Source organism: Halobacterium bonnevillei, assembly GCF_009831555.1.
Classification (GTDB): Archaea; Halobacteriota; Halobacteria; order Halobacteriales; family Halobacteriaceae; genus Halobacterium; species Halobacterium bonnevillei.
Map to the genome: position 1 here is coordinate 1 of NZ_WUUU01000058.1, position 16,966 is coordinate 16,966.

General features: G+C 68.1%; 16 protein-coding genes and 2 pseudogenes. 13 read left to right on the plus strand and 5 right to left on the minus strand.

The genetic code is table 11. The annotated features are described in order from the left end of the window. A pseudogene (locus tag GRX66_RS08855) lies at window positions 1–265 on the plus strand (amidase family protein); the annotation flags it as partial. A gap of 2 nt (window positions 266–267) precedes the next feature. Here GRX66_RS08855 and GRX66_RS08860 read toward each other — a convergent pair. Then, window positions 268–1,167 (minus strand): EamA family transporter, encoded by a 900-nt coding sequence (locus GRX66_RS08860; protein WP_201292967.1) that lies wholly within the window; start codon window positions 1,165–1,167, stop codon window positions 268–270. 98 nt (window positions 1,168–1,265) lie between these two features. Between GRX66_RS08860 and GRX66_RS08865 the strand changes: the two genes are divergently transcribed. After that, window positions 1,266–1,580 (plus strand): pyrimidine/purine nucleoside phosphorylase, encoded by a 315-nt coding sequence (locus GRX66_RS08865; protein WP_159526238.1) that lies wholly within the window; start codon window positions 1,266–1,268, stop codon window positions 1,578–1,580. 12 nt (window positions 1,581–1,592) lie between these two features. Here the strand turns inward: GRX66_RS08865 and GRX66_RS08870 are convergent, their stop codons facing one another. Further along, on the minus strand, window positions 1,593–2,414 hold the full coding sequence (locus GRX66_RS08870; protein WP_159526239.1) for an SDR family NAD(P)-dependent oxidoreductase: 822 nt from the start codon (window positions 2,412–2,414) through the stop codon (window positions 1,593–1,595). A 177-nt stretch (window positions 2,415–2,591) separates the two neighbouring features. On the opposite strand from GRX66_RS08870, the gene GRX66_RS08875 reads away from it, so the two are divergent. The 6 genes from GRX66_RS08875 to GRX66_RS08900 all read left to right on the plus strand — a co-directional run bounded on the left by GRX66_RS08875 (window position 2,592) and on the right by GRX66_RS08900 (window position 9,160). Further along, window positions 2,592–3,593 (plus strand): agmatinase family protein, encoded by a 1,002-nt coding sequence (locus tag GRX66_RS08875; RefSeq protein WP_159526240.1) that lies wholly within the window; start codon window positions 2,592–2,594, stop codon window positions 3,591–3,593. A 132-nt stretch (window positions 3,594–3,725) separates the two neighbouring features. Then, window positions 3,726–4,820: a Leu/Phe/Val dehydrogenase gene (locus GRX66_RS08880; protein WP_159526241.1), complete on the plus strand. Its 1,095-nt coding sequence runs from the start codon at window positions 3,726–3,728 to the stop codon at window positions 4,818–4,820. A gap of 242 nt (window positions 4,821–5,062) precedes the next feature. Continuing rightward, window positions 5,063–6,250 (plus strand): hypothetical protein, encoded by a 1,188-nt coding sequence (locus GRX66_RS08885; protein WP_159526242.1) that lies wholly within the window; start codon window positions 5,063–5,065, stop codon window positions 6,248–6,250. Between the two features lie 28 nt (window positions 6,251–6,278). Beyond that, complete coding sequence (locus tag GRX66_RS08890) at window positions 6,279–7,364, plus strand: ABC transporter ATP-binding protein (protein ID WP_159526243.1); 1,086 nt, start codon at window positions 6,279–6,281, stop codon at window positions 7,362–7,364. A 7-nt stretch (window positions 7,365–7,371) separates the two neighbouring features. Further along, window positions 7,372–8,298, plus strand: coding sequence for an ABC transporter permease (locus GRX66_RS19910; RefSeq protein ID WP_159526244.1), 927 nt, complete (start codon window positions 7,372–7,374; stop codon window positions 8,296–8,298). A gap of 1 nt (window position 8,299) precedes the next feature. Beyond that, window positions 8,300–9,160 carry an ABC transporter permease gene (locus GRX66_RS08900; protein WP_159526245.1) on the plus strand — a complete coding sequence of 287 codons (861 nt, stop codon included), beginning with the start codon at window positions 8,300–8,302 and terminating at the stop codon, window positions 9,158–9,160. Window positions 9,161–9,212: 52 nt separating this feature from the next. Here GRX66_RS08900 and GRX66_RS08905 read toward each other — a convergent pair whose 3' ends face one another. Beyond that, window positions 9,213–9,863 (minus strand): hypothetical protein, encoded by a 651-nt coding sequence (locus GRX66_RS08905; RefSeq protein WP_159526246.1) that lies wholly within the window; start codon window positions 9,861–9,863, stop codon window positions 9,213–9,215. Window positions 9,864–10,061: 198 nt separating this feature from the next. Between GRX66_RS08905 and GRX66_RS20530 the strand changes: the two are divergent. Further along, window positions 10,062–11,203: pseudogene (locus tag GRX66_RS20530) on the plus strand (NAD(P)/FAD-dependent oxidoreductase). Between the two features lie 86 nt (window positions 11,204–11,289). Continuing rightward, window positions 11,290–12,102, plus strand: a complete 813-nt coding sequence (locus GRX66_RS08915; RefSeq protein WP_233745390.1) for a creatininase family protein — start codon at window positions 11,290–11,292, stop codon at window positions 12,100–12,102. 30 nt (window positions 12,103–12,132) lie between these two features. On the opposite strand, the gene ddh is transcribed toward GRX66_RS08915, so the two are convergent. Next, a complete protein-coding gene (gene ddh / locus GRX66_RS08920) occupies window positions 12,133–13,077 on the minus strand; it encodes a D-2-hydroxyacid dehydrogenase (protein WP_159526247.1) in 945 nt (314 codons plus the stop codon). 184 nt (window positions 13,078–13,261) lie between these two features. Here ddh and GRX66_RS08925 point away from each other — a divergent pair, with 184 nt between their 5' ends. The 3 genes from GRX66_RS08925 to GRX66_RS08935 all read left to right on the plus strand — a co-directional run bounded on the left by GRX66_RS08925 (window position 13,262) and on the right by GRX66_RS08935 (window position 16,271). Further along, window positions 13,262–14,185 (plus strand): 2-dehydropantoate 2-reductase, encoded by a 924-nt coding sequence (locus GRX66_RS08925; protein ID WP_159526248.1) that lies wholly within the window; start codon window positions 13,262–13,264, stop codon window positions 14,183–14,185. 118 nt (window positions 14,186–14,303) lie between these two features. Next, window positions 14,304–15,407 (plus strand): cis-3-hydroxy-L-proline dehydratase, encoded by a 1,104-nt coding sequence (locus GRX66_RS08930; RefSeq protein ID WP_159526249.1) that lies wholly within the window; start codon window positions 14,304–14,306, stop codon window positions 15,405–15,407. 57 nt (window positions 15,408–15,464) lie between these two features. Further along, window positions 15,465–16,271, plus strand: a complete 807-nt coding sequence (locus GRX66_RS08935; RefSeq protein WP_201292969.1) for an SDR family NAD(P)-dependent oxidoreductase — start codon at window positions 15,465–15,467, stop codon at window positions 16,269–16,271. A gap of 20 nt (window positions 16,272–16,291) precedes the next feature. Here the strand turns inward: GRX66_RS08935 and GRX66_RS08940 are convergent. Then, a partial coding sequence (locus GRX66_RS08940; RefSeq protein ID WP_159526250.1) for an SDR family oxidoreductase occupies window positions 16,292–16,966 on the minus strand: 675 nt, incomplete at its 5' end.

The window sequence follows — 16,966 nt, forward strand, 5'->3', positions numbered from 1 at the left end:
GCTGTCCACCGGGCGCGACGCGTCCAGCAACGAGCGAGCGGGCGTCGCCAGCGAGCACCGCGAACGAGCGGCCGCCGACGCGACTCACAGGCCGCCGCTGTCGGTGAACGTCCGGCAGGCGAACCTCCTCGGAGCGCCGGCCGTTTCGGTGCCCTGCGGCTACGAGCGCGGGCTCCCTGTCGGCCTGCAGTTGCTCGGCGCGCCCGGCGAGGACGCCAGTCTGCTCGGGGCTGCGCACGCCGTCGACGCCGAACTCCCGATGTAGGGTCAGGAGGACAGCGAGACGATGGTCGTCCCGACGACCACGACGACGGCGGCGGCGACGAGTCGCGGCGTGACCCGCTCGAGGCGCCGCGGCAGCAGGACCGCCGAGAGCACGAGCACGAGCAGGGGCGCGGTCTGGAAGATGGGGACCACGACGACCACCGGGAGCAGCGCCAGCGCCGAGAAGTAGCCGGCGAGTGCGATAGTGCTCCCGAGGCCACAGGCGACGTACCACGTCATCGGGCCGTCGCGGATGTCCGCGATTGTGACCGCGTTCGTGGCGCGGGCGTACACCGCGTACCCGAACGCCGCGGACGTCGACATCACGGCGAGCCCGACGAACGGGGACGCGCCCTCCGCCAGCCCGGTCTTCACGAAGACGGGTTCGATGCCGAGCGCGAGCGCCGACACCAGCGGCAGTACGAGCGCCGCGCCCGCCTCGCGGAGGTTCGCTTCGTCGCCGTCCCGCGCCGTGTCGTAGGAGATGACGGCGACGCCGGCGACGACGAGCACGATGCCCGCGGCGTGCAGGAGGGTCAGCGTCTCCCCGAGTAGCGCGACGGCGAACACCGCCGAGAACAGCGCGGTCGTCGACACCACGGGCGCGGTCCGGGACGCCCCGATCGTCGTGGTACTGGCGAACTGGGCGAGGCGCGCGACGAACGATCCCGCGAGGCCGGCCGCGACGAACGCGCCGACCGCCAGCCACGTCAGCCCGTAGTCCGGATAGAACCACGCGAGGACGGCCGGCAACACGACCAGAACGTTCACCGCGAGGCCGACGACCATCGCCGCCGCCACCGTCCCGGACTCGTGGTCCGTGGCGAGGCGGATGAAGATGTACTGGAGCGCCCACCCGGTCGCACCGGCGACGGCGAGCGCTATCCCGATGGAAGCGTTCACGTGTCTCACAGTGTGCCCGGGTGTCTTGGTCGTTCCGGCAGCAGCACTCTGCACGGCCCATGGTAACATTTAACGTTCGTCTGTGGGATGATGCAACCATGCCGGACGACGTGTTCGAGGACGCGACGGTGCACAAGCGCGCGAACGTCTACTACGACGGCCGGGTCACCAGCCGCGAACTCGAGACGGCCGCGGGCGACCGCTACACGCTCGGCATCGTCCTCCCGGGGTCCTACGAGTTCGAGACGGACGCCAGCGAGACCATCGAGATGTTCGCGGGCAGCGGCCGCCTCGAACTCCCCGACGGGACACTCTCGTTCGAGGCCGGCGACGTCGTCACGGTCCCCGAAGACACCGAGTTCGAGTTCGTCGCCGACGACATCGTGGACTACTGCTGCGCGTACGAGGAGTAGGCTGGCCGACGACTACCGCTCCTTGCTCCCCCACCCGAACGCGAGCCACCCGCCGTCGGCGTGCATCACTTCGCCGGTCATGTAGTGGTCGCCGCTGGCGAGGAAGAGCGCGCAGTTCCCCATCTCCTCGAGCGTTCCGAAGCGGTCCAGCGGCGTCCGGTTCTTGATGTCTCGGTCGTCGTAGCCGTACCGGGGCCACGGCTCGCGCTCCTCGTCGGCGTCCTCGGCTTTCTCCTCGCGCGTCTGCTCGTCGAGGGCGGTCTTGATGAATCCGGGCGCGAGCGCGTTCACGTGGACGTCGTACTCCGCGAGTTCGACCGCCAGGCACCGCGTGAGGTTGTTCACGCCCCCCTTCGAGGCGTTGTAGGGCGCGCGACCCTGGACGCCGATGCTGCCGAAGATGCTGGAGACGTTGATGATGTGGCCGCCCCGCCCCAGTTCCGCCATGGCGTTCCCGGCCGCCTGCGCGCCGAAGAAGACGCCGGTGAGGTTCACGTCGATGACGTCGTTCCACTCCTCCTCGGTCATCTCCAGGGCGGGCGCGATGCGACCGATGCCCGCGTTGTTCACCATGACGTCCAGTGTCCCGTACTCCTCGAGCGCGCGTTCGACGAGGCGTTCGGCCTCGGCCTTCTCGCTGACGTCCGCGCCGACACCGATGGCGTCGCCGCCCTTGTGGCGGATGGACTCCGCGGTCGCTTCTGCGCGGTTCTGCGACCGGGAGTTCGTGACGACGTTCGCGCCCTCTGCGGCGAATCGCTGTGCGATGTGTTCGCCGATGCCGCTGCTCGACCCGGTGACGATGGCCGTCTGGCCGGCTAGTTCTCCCGACATACAGGTAGGTGTGTGTTAGCGTGGCTCGTAAGTATTTGGCCTGACATGCTCGGAGGAGCGGTGGGGCGCCAGGGAGTGTCGACCGCCGCAGTGCCAGGACGGTCGGGCGACACGCTGCGCTTGGCCGCGGCTGGCAGCGTCACAACACCTATTACGACCGTGGAGGTACGGTACTTCATGGCACAGACTGACGGCGTCATCCCAGCAGCGGTAGCCGAACTACTGACCCCGTACGCGGGGTACAGCGTCGGCGTGGACGACGAGTACGACACGAACGTCGGCGAGATCATCACTGACGCCCGCGAGGCCGACAGCGCGGACGTCGGCCTCGTCGGCATCCCGTTCGACGCGGCCTGCGTCGCGGGGCCGCGTGGCTCCCGCGCGGGCCCCGAGGGCGTGCGCAACGAGATCACGTACGGCACCTGCTACAACCCCGAGATCGACGTGGACATCAGCGAGGGCATCGACGTCGCGGACTACGGCGACGTCGACGTCGTGCAGACGGAGGTGCCGCCGACCCACGAGCGCGTCGAGCGCGTGCTCACCGCGGTCACCGAGTCCGGCGTCGTCCCGTTCAGCATCGGCGGCGACCACTCGCTGACGTACCCGACGGCGAAGGCGATGATGAACGCCGTCGACGGCCAGGTCGGCGTCATCAACGTCGACGCCCACCACGACGTCCGGCACTCACACGGCGGCGAACTCTCCTCGGGGACGCCGTTCCGCCGCCTCCTGGAGGACGACAGCGGCCAACTCGACGGCGAGAACTTCGTGGAACTCGGGCTCTCCGGCTGGCACAACTCGAAGTACTACCTCGACTGGGTGCACGACATCGGCGCGGAAGTCGTGACCGCGCGGGAGGTCCACAAGGACGGCGTGGACGCCGCCGCGGAGCGCGCGCTCGACGCGGCTACCGACGGCACCGACGCGGTGTTCCTGTCCGTGGACATCGACGTGCTCGACGCGGGGTCCGCGGAGGGGACGTGCGCGCCGGCGCCGGGCGGCCTGCTGCCGTGGCAGCTCCTGGACCTCGTCTACCAGCTCGGCCGCCACGACCTCGTGCGCGGCGGCGACCTGATGGAGGTCGCGCCACCCCTGGACAAGACCGGCGCGACCACGTCCGTCGCAGCGGCCGTCGCGACGCAGTTCATCGGCGCTCGCAAGGAAGCCAGCGAGTAGGCGTTCGCTGCGACCTGTCTCGCACTCGATTTACTCTGCTGGGGAACTCGACGCGCCCCCGCCCCGGCGCCTGGTGTGGGTTGTGGTACCATCCCCCAACAGCTAAGTTCTCGTCCGACAACTGCCAATCTGATGACGGACATCTCCGAGCAACTGGCTACGCACGGCCACAACGAACTGAAAGCGTTCCGCGACGAGGACGCCGGTCTCCGCGGGTTCATCGGCATCCACGACACGACACTCGGTGCGGCCGCCGGCGGGACGCGGCGCTACGCGTTCGACTCCGAGGCCGAGGCGATCGAGGACGTACTCAGGCTGTCGCGAGCGATGACGTACAAGTACGCCATCTCGGGAATCAACATGGGCGGCGCGAAGGCCGTCATCTGGGTCGACGACAACGACCACAACACGGAGGAGCTCTACCGGGCGTACGGCCGGATGGTCGACAGCTTCGGCGGCCGGTTCGTCACCGGCGGCGACGTCGGCACCGACGAGCGCGAACTCCGCTGGATGAACATGGAGACCGACTACGTGCTCGGCCTCCCCGAGCAGTTCGACCACCCCGAGGGCTACCACGGCGGCGGGCTCGGCGTCATCCGCGCGATGGAGGCGTGCGCCGACCTCACCTACGACGACCGCGACATCGAGGACCTCCACGTCGCCGTCCAAGGCATCGGCGACATGGGGGAGGCAATCGTCCGGTACCTCTCCGAGCGCGGCGCGCGCATCACTGTCGCGGACCCCGACCAGGCCGCCGTCGACCTCGCCGTCGACGAGTACGGCGCCCACGAGGTCGCCCCCGGCGACGTGTACGGCGTGGACTGCGACGTGTTCGCGCCGTCGGCGCTCGGGGACGTCATCAACGACGAGACCATCCCGCAACTGGAGTGCGACATCGTCTGCGGCGCGGCGAACAACCAGCTCGCGGACCCACAGCGCCACGGGCAGCGCCTCCACGACGAGGGCATCCTGTACGCGCCGGACTACCTCGCGAACTCCGGCCGTACCATCGACGACACGGACCTCCTCCGGAAGGGCGGCTACCAGCACGACCGCGCCCGGGCGATGATCGACGGCATCTACGACCGGATGCTGGAAATCGGGAGGCGCTCCGAGCAGCAGGACCGACCGACGGGCGAACTCGCCGACGAGATGGCCGAGCAGCGAATCGAGGCGGTGGGGTCGATGCGGTCGAAGGTGACCGAGCGGCGCTCCCCGGAGTGGTAACGCGACCGAAACGCATCCGTCGCGGACCGGGGTCGCCACGTGCGGCCGCGGCGGCAACCCGACTCAGTGTCTGTCCCGGCGGTCCGTCGTCATCCCGGACCGCCACTCGCCGACGCTAACGCCCCGGAGCGGCGCGCAACCGCGGCGTCGTATCGGAAACTCGCGTGTGCGTCGTGGCTACAGGGCCCCCCGGGGCACGCCAAAGTTTATATGCTGGCTTTTACAATACAGGGTGAGAGAGAATGCCAGACAAAGATACCGGTATCGAGAGTCATAATCGTCGGAAAGTGCTGAAAGTCGGTGGCGTCAGCGCCATCGGCCTGACCGGTCTCGCTGGCTGCCTGACCGGGGGCGGTGGCGACGACGACGGCGACGACGAGGAGACGACGACGGAGGCAGACGACGACGGCGACAACGGCGACATGGGGACGACCGCCAACGATGGGATGGACTTCGGTGGTCAGGAGCTCAACGTGATGCTCAACGTCGGTGCCATCGACACCGTCCACAAGGAGCACCTGATTCCGCGCGTCGAGGAGAAGTACAACCTCAACATCAACACCCAGACGGCGGTCACCACCGAACAGCTGACCCAGGTGCAGGCGAACCCGGACAACCCGCCGGACCTGCTCATTCCCGACGTCATCGGCATCGAACGGGCGTCCCGCGAAGAGTGGCTCGAGCCGCTCACGGACCACACCGACCTGGTACCCCAGGTCGAGAACATCTACGACAAGTTCGTGCACTACGACGGCGCGGGCGCGTCCTGGGAAGTCGGCGAAGTCCTGCCGGTCATCAACACGAACCTCTGGGACGAAACGCCGTCCACGCACGCGGAAGTGATGCAGAACTCCCAGTCCACGGCGGTCGTGCCGTTCTCGTGGTCCGGCGGCCCGTACCTCCTGTTGATGGCGTCGGCCATTGCGACCGGCGAGCCGTTCGACTCCCGGCTCGACGTCCAGGCGGGCTTCGACTGGATGGAGGAGAACTTCGCGCCGAACGTCAGCTCCGAGTACGGCGGCGTCGCGTCCGCGAAGCAGCAACTCGCCAGCGGGAACGTCGACTCGCTGAACCTGTTCTGGGACTACATGGTGTTCGACATGTTCCAGGACGACCAGCCAATCGACCCGCTGTTCCGCCTCGACCCCGCGGGGGTCGCGTTCGCCGAGTCCGTCTGCGTCACGCGGAACGCGAACAACATGGACGCCGCGCTCGTGTACGCCAACGAGTGCCTGTCGCCGTGGTTCCAGGAGAAGGCCTCCGAGGTCATGGGCTCCGGTGTCACGAACGAGAACGCGTCCGTCAACGAACAGGCTCTGGAGTTCGGCGCGACCACTTCCGACGAGTTCGACCAGCTTTCGTTCCCGGACTTCCAGTACATCTGGGAGAACCGCGACGACTGGTCCGAGCGGTACAACTCGCTCTTCTAGACACTCCCTACATCATTGAACACGCATCATGGACTCTGCTGACGGCGCCGAAATCGCCATCCAATACGACGGTGTCACGAAGGAGTACGGCGACCTGAAGGCGGTCAACGACGTCTCCTTCGACGTAAAGGACGGCGAGTTGCTCGCGTTGCTCGGCCCGTCCGGGTCGGGGAAGACGACGACGCTGCGCATGCTCGCCGGATTCGAGAAACCGACTGAGGGCACTATCTCGCTCGCGGGTGACGACGTCACGCACGTCCCGACCCACAAGCGCGACACGGGGATGGTGTTCCAGGACTACGCGCTGTTCCCGCACATGACCGTCGGGGACAACATCGCCTTCGGGCTGAAACGGCAGGGGTTCGAGAAGGGCGAGATCCAGGAGCGCATCGACGAAGTGCTGGACATGGTCGACCTCCAGGGGTTCGCCGACCGGAACCCCCGGAACCTCTCGGGCGGCCAGCAGCAGCGCGTCGCGACGGCGCGCGCCATCGCCATCGAGCCGGAAGTGATGCTGATGGACGAGCCGTTGGGCGCGCTCGACAAGAAGCTCCGCGACCAGCTCGAGGTCGAACTCACCGAACTGCAGGCGGATCTCGGCATCACGACCCTCTACGTCACGCACAACCAGGAGGAAGCGCTCACCATCGCGGACCGCATCGCGGTGATGAACGAGGGCGAGATCGAGCAGATCGCCTCGCCCATCGAAGTGTACGAGGAGCCGGCGACGGAGTTCGTCGCGGACTTCATCGGCGACACGAACTTCCTCGAGGGCGACCTCCACGAGACGGACGGCCGTGTCGTGCTCGACATCGAGGGTACGGAGGTCGACGTGAACGCGGCGGGCGTGCCGGCCAACGGCGGCGCCGTCTTCGTGCGCCCCGAGAAGATGAACGCTCGCGAAGCCGGCTACACTGACGAGTCGGTGAACACGCTCCCCGGCACCGTCACCCGCCGCCTGTTCCTCGGGTCGAAGGTCCGGTACTTCGTGGACATCGGGCGGAACGTCGTGACTGTCGACGACTCGAACAAGCACGGAACGACGCTCCACGAACCCGGCGACGACGTCGTGCTCTCGTGGAGTGTCCACGACACCAGGCTGGCACACGGGTGATCCCCACGTGACCAGACAAGAATCAGAAACGACGTTCGGCCGCGTGAACGAACGCCTGTCCAGCGTGCTCCGCAAGTACAGCGACACGCAGTTCGGGAAGTACGCGCTCATCGGGCCGACGCTGTTCGTCGTCGCGGTGCTGATGATCTTCCCGACGATCATCCTGCTGAGCTACAGCTTCAATCCCTACGACCAGGGCGCGATTCAGGCGGGTTCGACGCTCGCACACTACGTGCGGGCGTTCACGACGACGCTGTACCAGGACACGCTCGTCCGCACGATCAAGATCGCCGTCATCGTGACGATCATCGACTTCGTGCTCGGGTTCCCGCTCGCGTACGCCGCCGTGCGGAAGGGCGGCTGGATGGGCAAACTCATCGTCATCGCGACCCTGGCGCCGCTGACCATCGACCTGGTCGTGCGGTCGTTCGGCTGGTTCATCCTGCTGAACGGCACCGGCGTCATCAACTCGACGCTGATGGAACTGGGCCTGGTCACCCGCGGGAACGCCCCGCAGTTGCTGTTCAACGAGACGGGCATCATCATCGGGCTCTCGCACGTGATGTTGCCGTTCATGGTGTTCCCGATCATCAACGTGATGCACACCATCCCACACGACCTCGAGGAGGCCGCGCAGAACCTCGGGGCGAACCGCTTGACGGTGTTCACGCGAATCCTCGTGCCGCTGGCGCTGCCCGGCATCAGCGCGGGGATTCTCATCACGTTCGTCGTCTCGCTGGCGTCCTACGTCACGCCCGCACTGCTCGGTGGCGGCGTCCGCGTCATCCCGGTCGTCATCACTGAAACGTTCACGAGCACGAGCAACTGGCCGTTCGCCAGTGCGCTGTCGATGATCCTGGTGGGGGTCGCCCTGCTGGTCATCATCGCCTACCAGCGCGTGCTCAAGGAGATGGAAGGCGTGGGGGGTGTCTGAGATGGCGACCTCGGACGACTCCGCGCGCTCGATCCGCTTCGATCAGCTCGTCTCGCGGGCGGGCTCGATCGGCTACCGGGCACTCATCTGGGCGACCATCGTGTTCCTGCTGTCGCCGCTCGTGGTCGTCGTCATCATCTCCTTCCAGGAGTCCGCGTACGCGACGTGGCCGCCGCAGGGCTTCACGCTCGAGCACTACACCGCGCTGCCCAACCAACTGGGGTTCCTGGGCGTCGAGGAGGCGCTGTTCGTCAGCGTCGAGCTCGCCGTCGCGACCGGTATCGTGTCGACGGTGCTGGGCGCGCTCGCGGCGTTCGCCATCGTCCGGTACGACTTCAAGTACCAGACGACCCTGGAGACCATCCTCATCTCGCCGCTCATCTACCCGTGGATCGTCGTCGGGCTGTCGCTGCTGTTGTTCATCAACCGGGTCGGTGACATCCTCGGGCTAACGATCGAGTTGAACTTCTGGACGCTGCTGCTCGGGCACGTGATGTTCACGCTGCCGTACCCCATCCGGACCATCGGGGCGAGCCTCCAGAACTACGACGACTCGCTGGAGGAGGCCGCGCAGAACCTCGGCGCCACCGAACTGGAGTCGTACCTCCGCGTGACGGTGCCGCTGATCCAGCCCGGCCTGATGAGCGGGTTCGTGTTCGCGTTCATCCTCTCCTTTAACCAGTACATCGTCAGCCTGTTCCTCTCGGGACCGGAGACGACGACGATGCCGCTGGTGCTGTTCAGCCTGTTCTACAACACCGCGCCGGCGACGCTGGCGGCCATCGCCACCCTGCTGATGGCCGGCGTGCTGTCCGTCATCTTCGTCATGGAGTACCTGTTCGGCATCAGCGACTTCATGTAACCGGCCGGGGTCGGCTCTCTCCTGCGGTTTCGAGGACGGCGACCGGCAGTCGCTACTCCCGCTGCAGTTCCTCGGCGCGTTCGTCGCGGAGGCGTCGCGCCTCCTCAACGCTCTCGACGAACGACGACATCTGTTCGCGGAGGTCCTCGCGGAGGTCCTCCGCGGAGAACGCGTCGGAGTCGCCGAGCAGGCGGACGAACGCCTGCAGTTCCTCGTCGGTGAGTTCCGCGAACCGCTCCTCTTCGAGTTTGTCGACGACCTCGTCGACGTCGATGCGGCCGACCGGGTCGACGTTGAACTCCACGTTCACCAGACGGTAGTCAGAGCCGGCCAGCGCCTGCTCCGCGCGGTTGACGCCCTCCGCGAGCATGTGCTTGAACGGCGTGTAGTACCCCATCGTGCCGAGGTGGAGGAACGCGAGCATGTCCGTGATGCCGCGGGTGTAGGCGTCGCGGTGCTGGTCGTCGGGGTCGAACACCATCTCGCGGTCGCGCTCGTCGAGGTGTTCGAAGAGGATGCTGAAATCCAGGATGGCGTTGCGGACGCGCCGCCGGATGCGACTGCGCTTCTGGCGGCGCGACTGCTCGGTGTAGTCGGACTTCCGGCCGAGCAGGAACTCGCGGTCGCTCTGCGTGAGGACGCCGCGGCCGCGCTCGGGGGACGTGGTGAGTGACTCGTCGTCGCTCTCGACGGAATCGGCCATACACAGTATTCGTTGACGCCATCCCTTAGTCGTTCGGTCAGGTCCTGGCGGCTTCCGGGCCCGGAGCCGACCGGAGAGGCCGGTCGACCCCGGGGATTCGACCCAAGAGCCAAATACGCAGTCGCGCTCGTTTGTACCATGAGTCTCGGACCTACGCTCCCGGACAGCACGGGCGTCCTCGTGGTCGGCGGCGGCATCATGGGCACCGCGGCCGCGTACTTCCTCGCCGCGGAGAGCGACCGCGACGTGACGCTCGTCGAACGCGACAACGTCGGCGCCGGGTCGACGGGCGACTCGTCGGCCATTCTGCGCCACCACTACGGCGACGAGGAGATCTACACGGACATGGCCCACTGGAGCCACGAGTTCTACCGGTCGTTCGAGGCCGAGACCGGCCAGGCCATCGCGCACGCCGACAGCCCGCTCGTGCGGTTCGGCGAGGAGGGAACCGAGGCCGGCGAGTACGCCGCCGCCGGCCACGACGCCCTCGCGGAGCGCGACATCCCCGTGACGTGGTACGACGGCGACGAACTCCCAGACCAGTACCCCATGTACGACGGCCTCGAGGCGTTCGACTTCGCGGTCAGCGACGACACTGCGGCGTACTCCGACGGCACGGACGCCGCGAACGGGTTCTCGCGGGCGCCGCCGACGAGGGCGCGACCGTCGTCACCGGCGTCGCCGTGGAGTCTATCGCCGTCGAGTACGGCGCGGTCGTGGGCGTCGACACCGAGGACGGCCACGTAGCCTGCGACGATGTCGTGGTCGCCGCCGGCCCGTGGACGCCGGCACTCGCAGACGACGTCGGCGTGGACGTGCCGATTACGCCGACTCGGGAGCAAGTCGTCATCCTCGACCCGCCCGCGGACTACGTCGAGGCGTTCCCGGAGTTGACGCCGACGACCAGCATGCCGGGCGGCGAGTGGTACCTCCGGCCGGACTTCGGCGACAACGTCCTCGTCGCCACCCACTACCTCACCGAGGAAACGGACCCGGACGACTACGACGACGCGCCGGACGAGTCCACGCTGCTTGAACTCACGGACGTCGTCACGGACACCATGCCGGGCCTCGCGGACGCCAGAGTCCAGGGCCAGTACTGCGGCGTCTACTCGACGACGCCGGACCACGACTTCGTCATCGACGACCCCGGCCCCGACGGCTGTTACTTCGCGTGCGGGTTCTCCGGCCACGGCTTCAAGCACGGCCCCGCCGTCGGCCGCATCGTCCGCGACGTGGTCGTGGACGGCGACACGGACCTCGTGGACGTCGACTACTTCGCGCTCGACCGCTTCGAGGACGACCCCGCAGGCCACGGCATGCCCGCGGACAACGTCTGAAGCGCCGCCGCGGACGGGCGCGCTGTTCACCGCCGTCGCTTGCACCGGGCGCGGGAACTAAGATGCCGGCAGCCGGTGGCTTCGGTATGTCCAACACCGACGCCGTCTACCGCCTCGCGGACATGACCTGGCAGGAGGTCGAGGCAGCCGTCGAGGACACCCAGACGATGCTGCTGCCCGTGGGGAGCACGGAGCAACACGGCCACCACATGCCGCTCGGTGTCGACGTCTACATGCCGGAGGCCATCGCCGAACGGGTCGCCGAACGCACCGGCTGCCTGCTGGCGCCGCCGGTCTGGTACGGCGTCAGCCCCCACCACACGTTCAAACCCGGGACGTTCACTGTCGAGAGCGAGACGTTCCAGCACTACGTCCGCGACGTCTGCGTCTCCGCGTCGGAATGGGGCGTCGAGAACGTCCTCCTCGTGAACGGCCACTACCTCGTGCAGGACCCGGAACTCGACGTCGTCGTGCGCGAACTCACGACCGAACACGCCATGCGGGCGTTCCACGTCCCCCTGATTTCGGTCTTCGAGGACGCCGCCAGGGCCGTCCGCACCAGCGACGTGTCCTTCCACGCCAGCGAGTTCGAGACCAGCCTGATGCTGGCGCTGTTCCCGGACCTCGTGCACATGGACCGCGCGGAGTCCGTCGACGTCCCCGACGACGCGCTCCCCTTGACGGACTACGACGCCTACGGCGACAACCGCGTCGGCTGGGCGCTCTCAGCGGAGCGCATGAACGCGCTGACCCACACCGGCAACCTCGGCGACCCGACGGTCGCCACACGCGAGAAGGGCGCGGCGATGGTCGACGACGCCGTCTCGAACATCGAGCAGCTCGTGGACGCGCTCGCCGACATGGACGCGCCCGACGCGGAGACGAGCGATTCGGGGTGAACGGGCAGTTGGCGCACGCGCACCGAGCAGTCAGACCACGCGGTTGTCCGGTTCCTCGCCGGCCTCGAGGCGCTGGAGGTTCTCCCGGACGAGGTCGGCGACGTCCAGGTAGAAGTCCCGGTTCGCGACGGCCGCGTGCGGCGTGACGACGACGTCGTCGAAGTCCCACAGCGGCGAGTCCTCGGGCAGCGGCTCCTCCTCGAAGACGTCGAGGGCGGCGCCGGCAATCGTCTCATCGCGGAGCGCGTCGACGAGCGCGTCCTGGTCGACGACTTCGCCGCGCGCGACGTTCACGAGGTAGGCGTCATCCCGCATCGTCTCGAACGCCGCCGCCCCGAGGAGTCGTTCGGTCGCGTCGGTCAGCGGCACGCAGAGCACGACGAACCGGGCGTCAGCGATGGCCGCGCTCAGGTCGTCGGGGTGGAACTGCTCGTCGACGCCCGCGACGGAGTCGTCGGAGCGCTGGACGCCCGCGACGTCCATTTCGAGGGCCGAACACCGCTTCGCGACCGCGCTCCCGACGGTGCCGAGGCCGACGACGCAGACGCGCTCGCCGGGGAGCGTGAACCCCTCGTCCCAGTCCGGGAACGCCCAGCGGTGTTGCTGCTGGTTCGCGACGAAGTCGTGGAGGCGCCTCGCCAGCAGCAACATGAGGCCCAGCGCGGTGTCGCCGACGCTGTCCCCGTGCAGGCCGGTGCTGTTCGTGAGCACGACGTCGCGGGACTCGTACTCGTCGAGCGGGAACGCCTCGACGCCCGCCAGCGTCGTGTGAATCCACTCCGGGTCGGCGTCGAGCAACTGCGGCTGGTGGGTGAACGTGACGAACGCGTCGCAGGACGCGGGGTCGGCGCCCGCACCGGGGTCGTCGCGAATCGGGACGAGCGCCGGGTCGAGGTCCGCGAACTCGTCGGCGAACACCTCGAACGGGAAGTCAATCGCTGTCGATTCGTGGACGCCGATGCGCTCGACTGCCATGTCACTGGAACGTGCTGGCCGCCGCATCAATGTTTGCCCCCGTGGACCGACGAGGACGCGAGTCAGACGGGCTCCGCCCCTCGGACTGTCTGCTGTTCGTTCGCCGGGCCGACGTGGTTGGAGGCCGTTCGACCCGAACAGTCCGAGACAAAGCTCTATTGTCCGCTGTTCCGAACGCACTCGGATGAAGTTCGCAATCTTCGGCGCGGGCGGTATCGGCGGCTACCTCGGCGCGAGACTCGCTGACGCCGGTCACGACGTCAGTCTCGTCGCGCGCGGCGACCACCTCGCAGCACTCCAGTCCGATGGGTTGCGCGTCGAGAGCGTCGCCGGCGACACGACGGTCGACCTGTTCGCGACGGACGACCCCGACGACGTCGGGCCGGTCGATTACGTCCTGTTCACGGTCAAAGCCTACGACACTCGCGACGCCGCAGCAGCCCTCGACCCACTCCTGGGTCCGGAGACGGCCGTCGTCTCCTTCCAGAACGGCGTCGACAACGAGCAGTGGATTGCCGACGAAGTCGGGCGCTCCCACGTCGTCGGTGGGGTCGCGTACATCTTCTCGACGATCCAGTCGCCGGGCGTGGTCGCCCACACGGGCGGCCCGGCACGCTTCGTCTACGGGGAACTAGACGGGTCGCGGACGGACCGCATCGCGGCCCTCGACGACGCCCTCACGGGGTGCCGGGGTGTCGACGCGGTGCTGGCCGACGACGTCCGTCAGGAACTCTGGAAGAAGTTCGCGTTCATCTGCGCGCAGTCCGGGATGACCGCCGCGACGCGGAAGCCGCTCGGCGACGTCCGGGCGGCGGCCGACTCCTGGGCGATGTACCGGCGGGTCATCGAGGAAGTCGTCGCAGTCGCCGGCGCGGAGGGCGCCGCGCTCCCGGCGGACACGGTCGACGAGTGGGTCGAGTTCGCGGCGGACCTCGACGACGACGTGACCTCGTCGCTGTACTACGACCTCACGCACGACAAGCGCCTGGAACTCGACGCACTCAACGCATCGGTCGTCCGTCACGCCGAGCGCGTGGACGTCGACGTGCCGATGAACGAAGCCATCACCGCCGTGTTGCGACCCTGGGCCGACGACCGAGCGACGTAACCACTCCCAGTTGGTTCGGCGGGGCTTCGCTGTGCGCGTCGCTTCGCCGAATCCAGCTCTCGCACCGTGCCGCGGGACGTAGCCTTTTGTCCCGCCGGGTGGTGTGTGTACTCGAACCATGGAAGTCACTGGCATCGACGTCTACACCGTCGACCTCCCGATCGCGGAGGGGACCTACGACTGGGCGGGCGGGAACTCGTACGCGACGTTCGACTCGACGATTGTCAGACTGCGGACCGACGAGGGCGTCGCGGGCCACGGCGAGGTGTCGATGCTGGGGTCGTCGTACCTCCCGGCGTTCGGGAAGGGCGCCCGCGCGGGCGTCGCGGAACTCGCGCCGGCGGTGCTGGGCAGCGACCCGACCCAGCCGGCGGTGCTCGCCGCCCGGCTAGACAGACAACTGCGGGGCCACCCGTACGTGAAGTCGGCGTTCGACGTGGCGTGCTGGGACCTCACCGGGAAGGTCCGGGACGCGCCCGTCGCGGACCTGCTCGGGGGTCGGTTCGGCGACGACGTCGACCTCTACCGCGCCATCTCCCAGGACACGCCAGCGGAGATGGCGGCCAGCGTCGCCCAGTACCGCGACGACGGCTACGAGACTTTCCAGTTGAAAGTCGGCGAGGACCCCGTCACCGACGCGGAACGCATCCGCGCGGCGCGAGACGAACTCGACGACCACCACGTCCTCGACGCGGACTTCAACACCGGCCTCACCCGCCACGAGGCCGTCCGCGTCGTCGAGGCGGTCAGCGACGTCGACGTCTACATCGAGCAGCCGTGTGCCTCCTACGAGTCCTGCCGGGCGGTCCGCCGCCAGACGAACCACCCGTTCGTACTCGACGAGGTGATGACCGGCATCCAGCCGGTGCTCCGCGGGTACGAGGAGGACGCGATGGACGTCGTCAACCTCAAGATATCGAAGGTCGGCGGCCTCACGCGAGCGCGCGCCGTCCGCGACCTGTGTGCGGACCTCGGCATCGCGATGATCATCGAAGACACGTGGGGCAGCGAGATCGCGACCGCCGCAATCGCGCACCTCGCGCACAGCACGCCCGCTGACGCCCGCTTCGCGGCCACCGACTTCCACAACTACAACGCCGTGACGACGGCCGACGGCGCCCCGGCCGCTGCGGGTGGGACCATGGCAGCGTCGACGGCCCCGGGGCTCGGCGTCACGCCCCGAGAGGACGTACTCGGCGACCCCGTGGCGTCCTACGAGTAGCCCGCCGAACGGCCGGCGGCGCTAGAACTAAGGTGTGTCACTTCGACCCACACACCTATGAGCGGAAAGCTGAGTGGGGACACCGCCATCGTCACCGGATCGAGTAGCGGACTGGGGCGAGCCATCGCGGAGGGGTTCGCCGCGGAGGGCGCGAACGTCGTCACGAACTCGCGGGCCGAGGAGCGCGCCGCGGACACGGCCGAAGCCATCCGCGAGGCGGGCGGGAACGCCGTTGCCGCGGAAGCCGACGTCAGCGACAAGGCCGACGTCGAGGCGCTCGTCGAAGCGGCCGTCGAGGAGTACGGCAGCCTCGACGTCATGGTGAACAACGCCGGCACGACCGTCGAGAAACACGTCTTCGACCAGACGCCCGAGGACTGGCAGCACGTCCTGGACGTGAACCTCACGGGGACGTTCTACGGGTCACAGGTCGCCGGCGAACAGATGGCCGACCAGGGGACGGGCGGCCACATCATCAACGTCTCCAGCATCTACGGCAGCATCGGCGTGCAGGGTCGCGCACCCTACAACGCGACCAAGGCCGGCATCGAGAACCTCACGCGGTGTCTCGCCGTCGAACTCGCGGAGTACGACGTCCACGTGAACGCGCTCGCGCCCGGCTACATCAAGACGGAACTCGCGGAGGCGCCGTGGGGCGAGGAGATCACGGAGGACCGCGACTGGCCGTACTACGGCTACACGGAGGAACACATCACGAACCGCACGCCCCTTGACCGGTTCGGGACGTTCGAGGAGGTCAGCAACTGCGCGACGTTCCTCGCGGCGGGCGACCACTACGTGACCGGCGAGGTGCTGCACAACGACGGCGGGTGGCTCGCGTTCGGCTGGGGGAGCAAAGCCTGACGGCCGCGAGAACGGCGCGCTCAGACTGCACGCACGACACCGCCGTCCACGAGTAGCTGTGCGCCGTTGACGTAGCTCGCCGCTGGACTGGCGAGGAACGCGACGACGTCACCGAGTTCCTCTGGCTGGGCGACGCCGCCCGTCGGGATGTCGTCGGGCCAGTAGCTCGCCAGCCCTTCCTCGTAGGTGTCGTACTCGCCCCGCTCGACGGCGTCCTCGACGATGTTCCGGAGCGCCGGCGTTTCCACCGGCCCGGGCAGCACAGCATTCGCGCGGACGTCGGGCGCGAACTCCCGGGACAGCGTCTTCACTAGCCCGAGGACTGCCATGCGGACGGAACTGGACAGCACCAGCGACGGCACCGGCTGGCGGACGGTGATGGACGTGATGGCGACGATGGACCCGCCGCCGTCGCGGAGGTAGGGACCGGCTTCCCGCGTGAGGCGGACGGCGCTCATCACGAGCAGGTCGAACGCGTGATACCAGTCGTCGTCGGACACGTCGTGGAGGCCGCCGCTGGCGGGGTCGCCGGTGTTCACCACGAGGTGGTCGATGGTGCCGAAGCGCTCCGCGGTCGCCTCGACGAGACCCGAGACGGCGTCGCCGTCTGTGAGGTCGGCGGCGTACCCGACCACGTCGCCGGGCCCCACGGCGTCGACAGCCGCCACTGCGTCGTCGAGCTTCGCCTCGTCGCG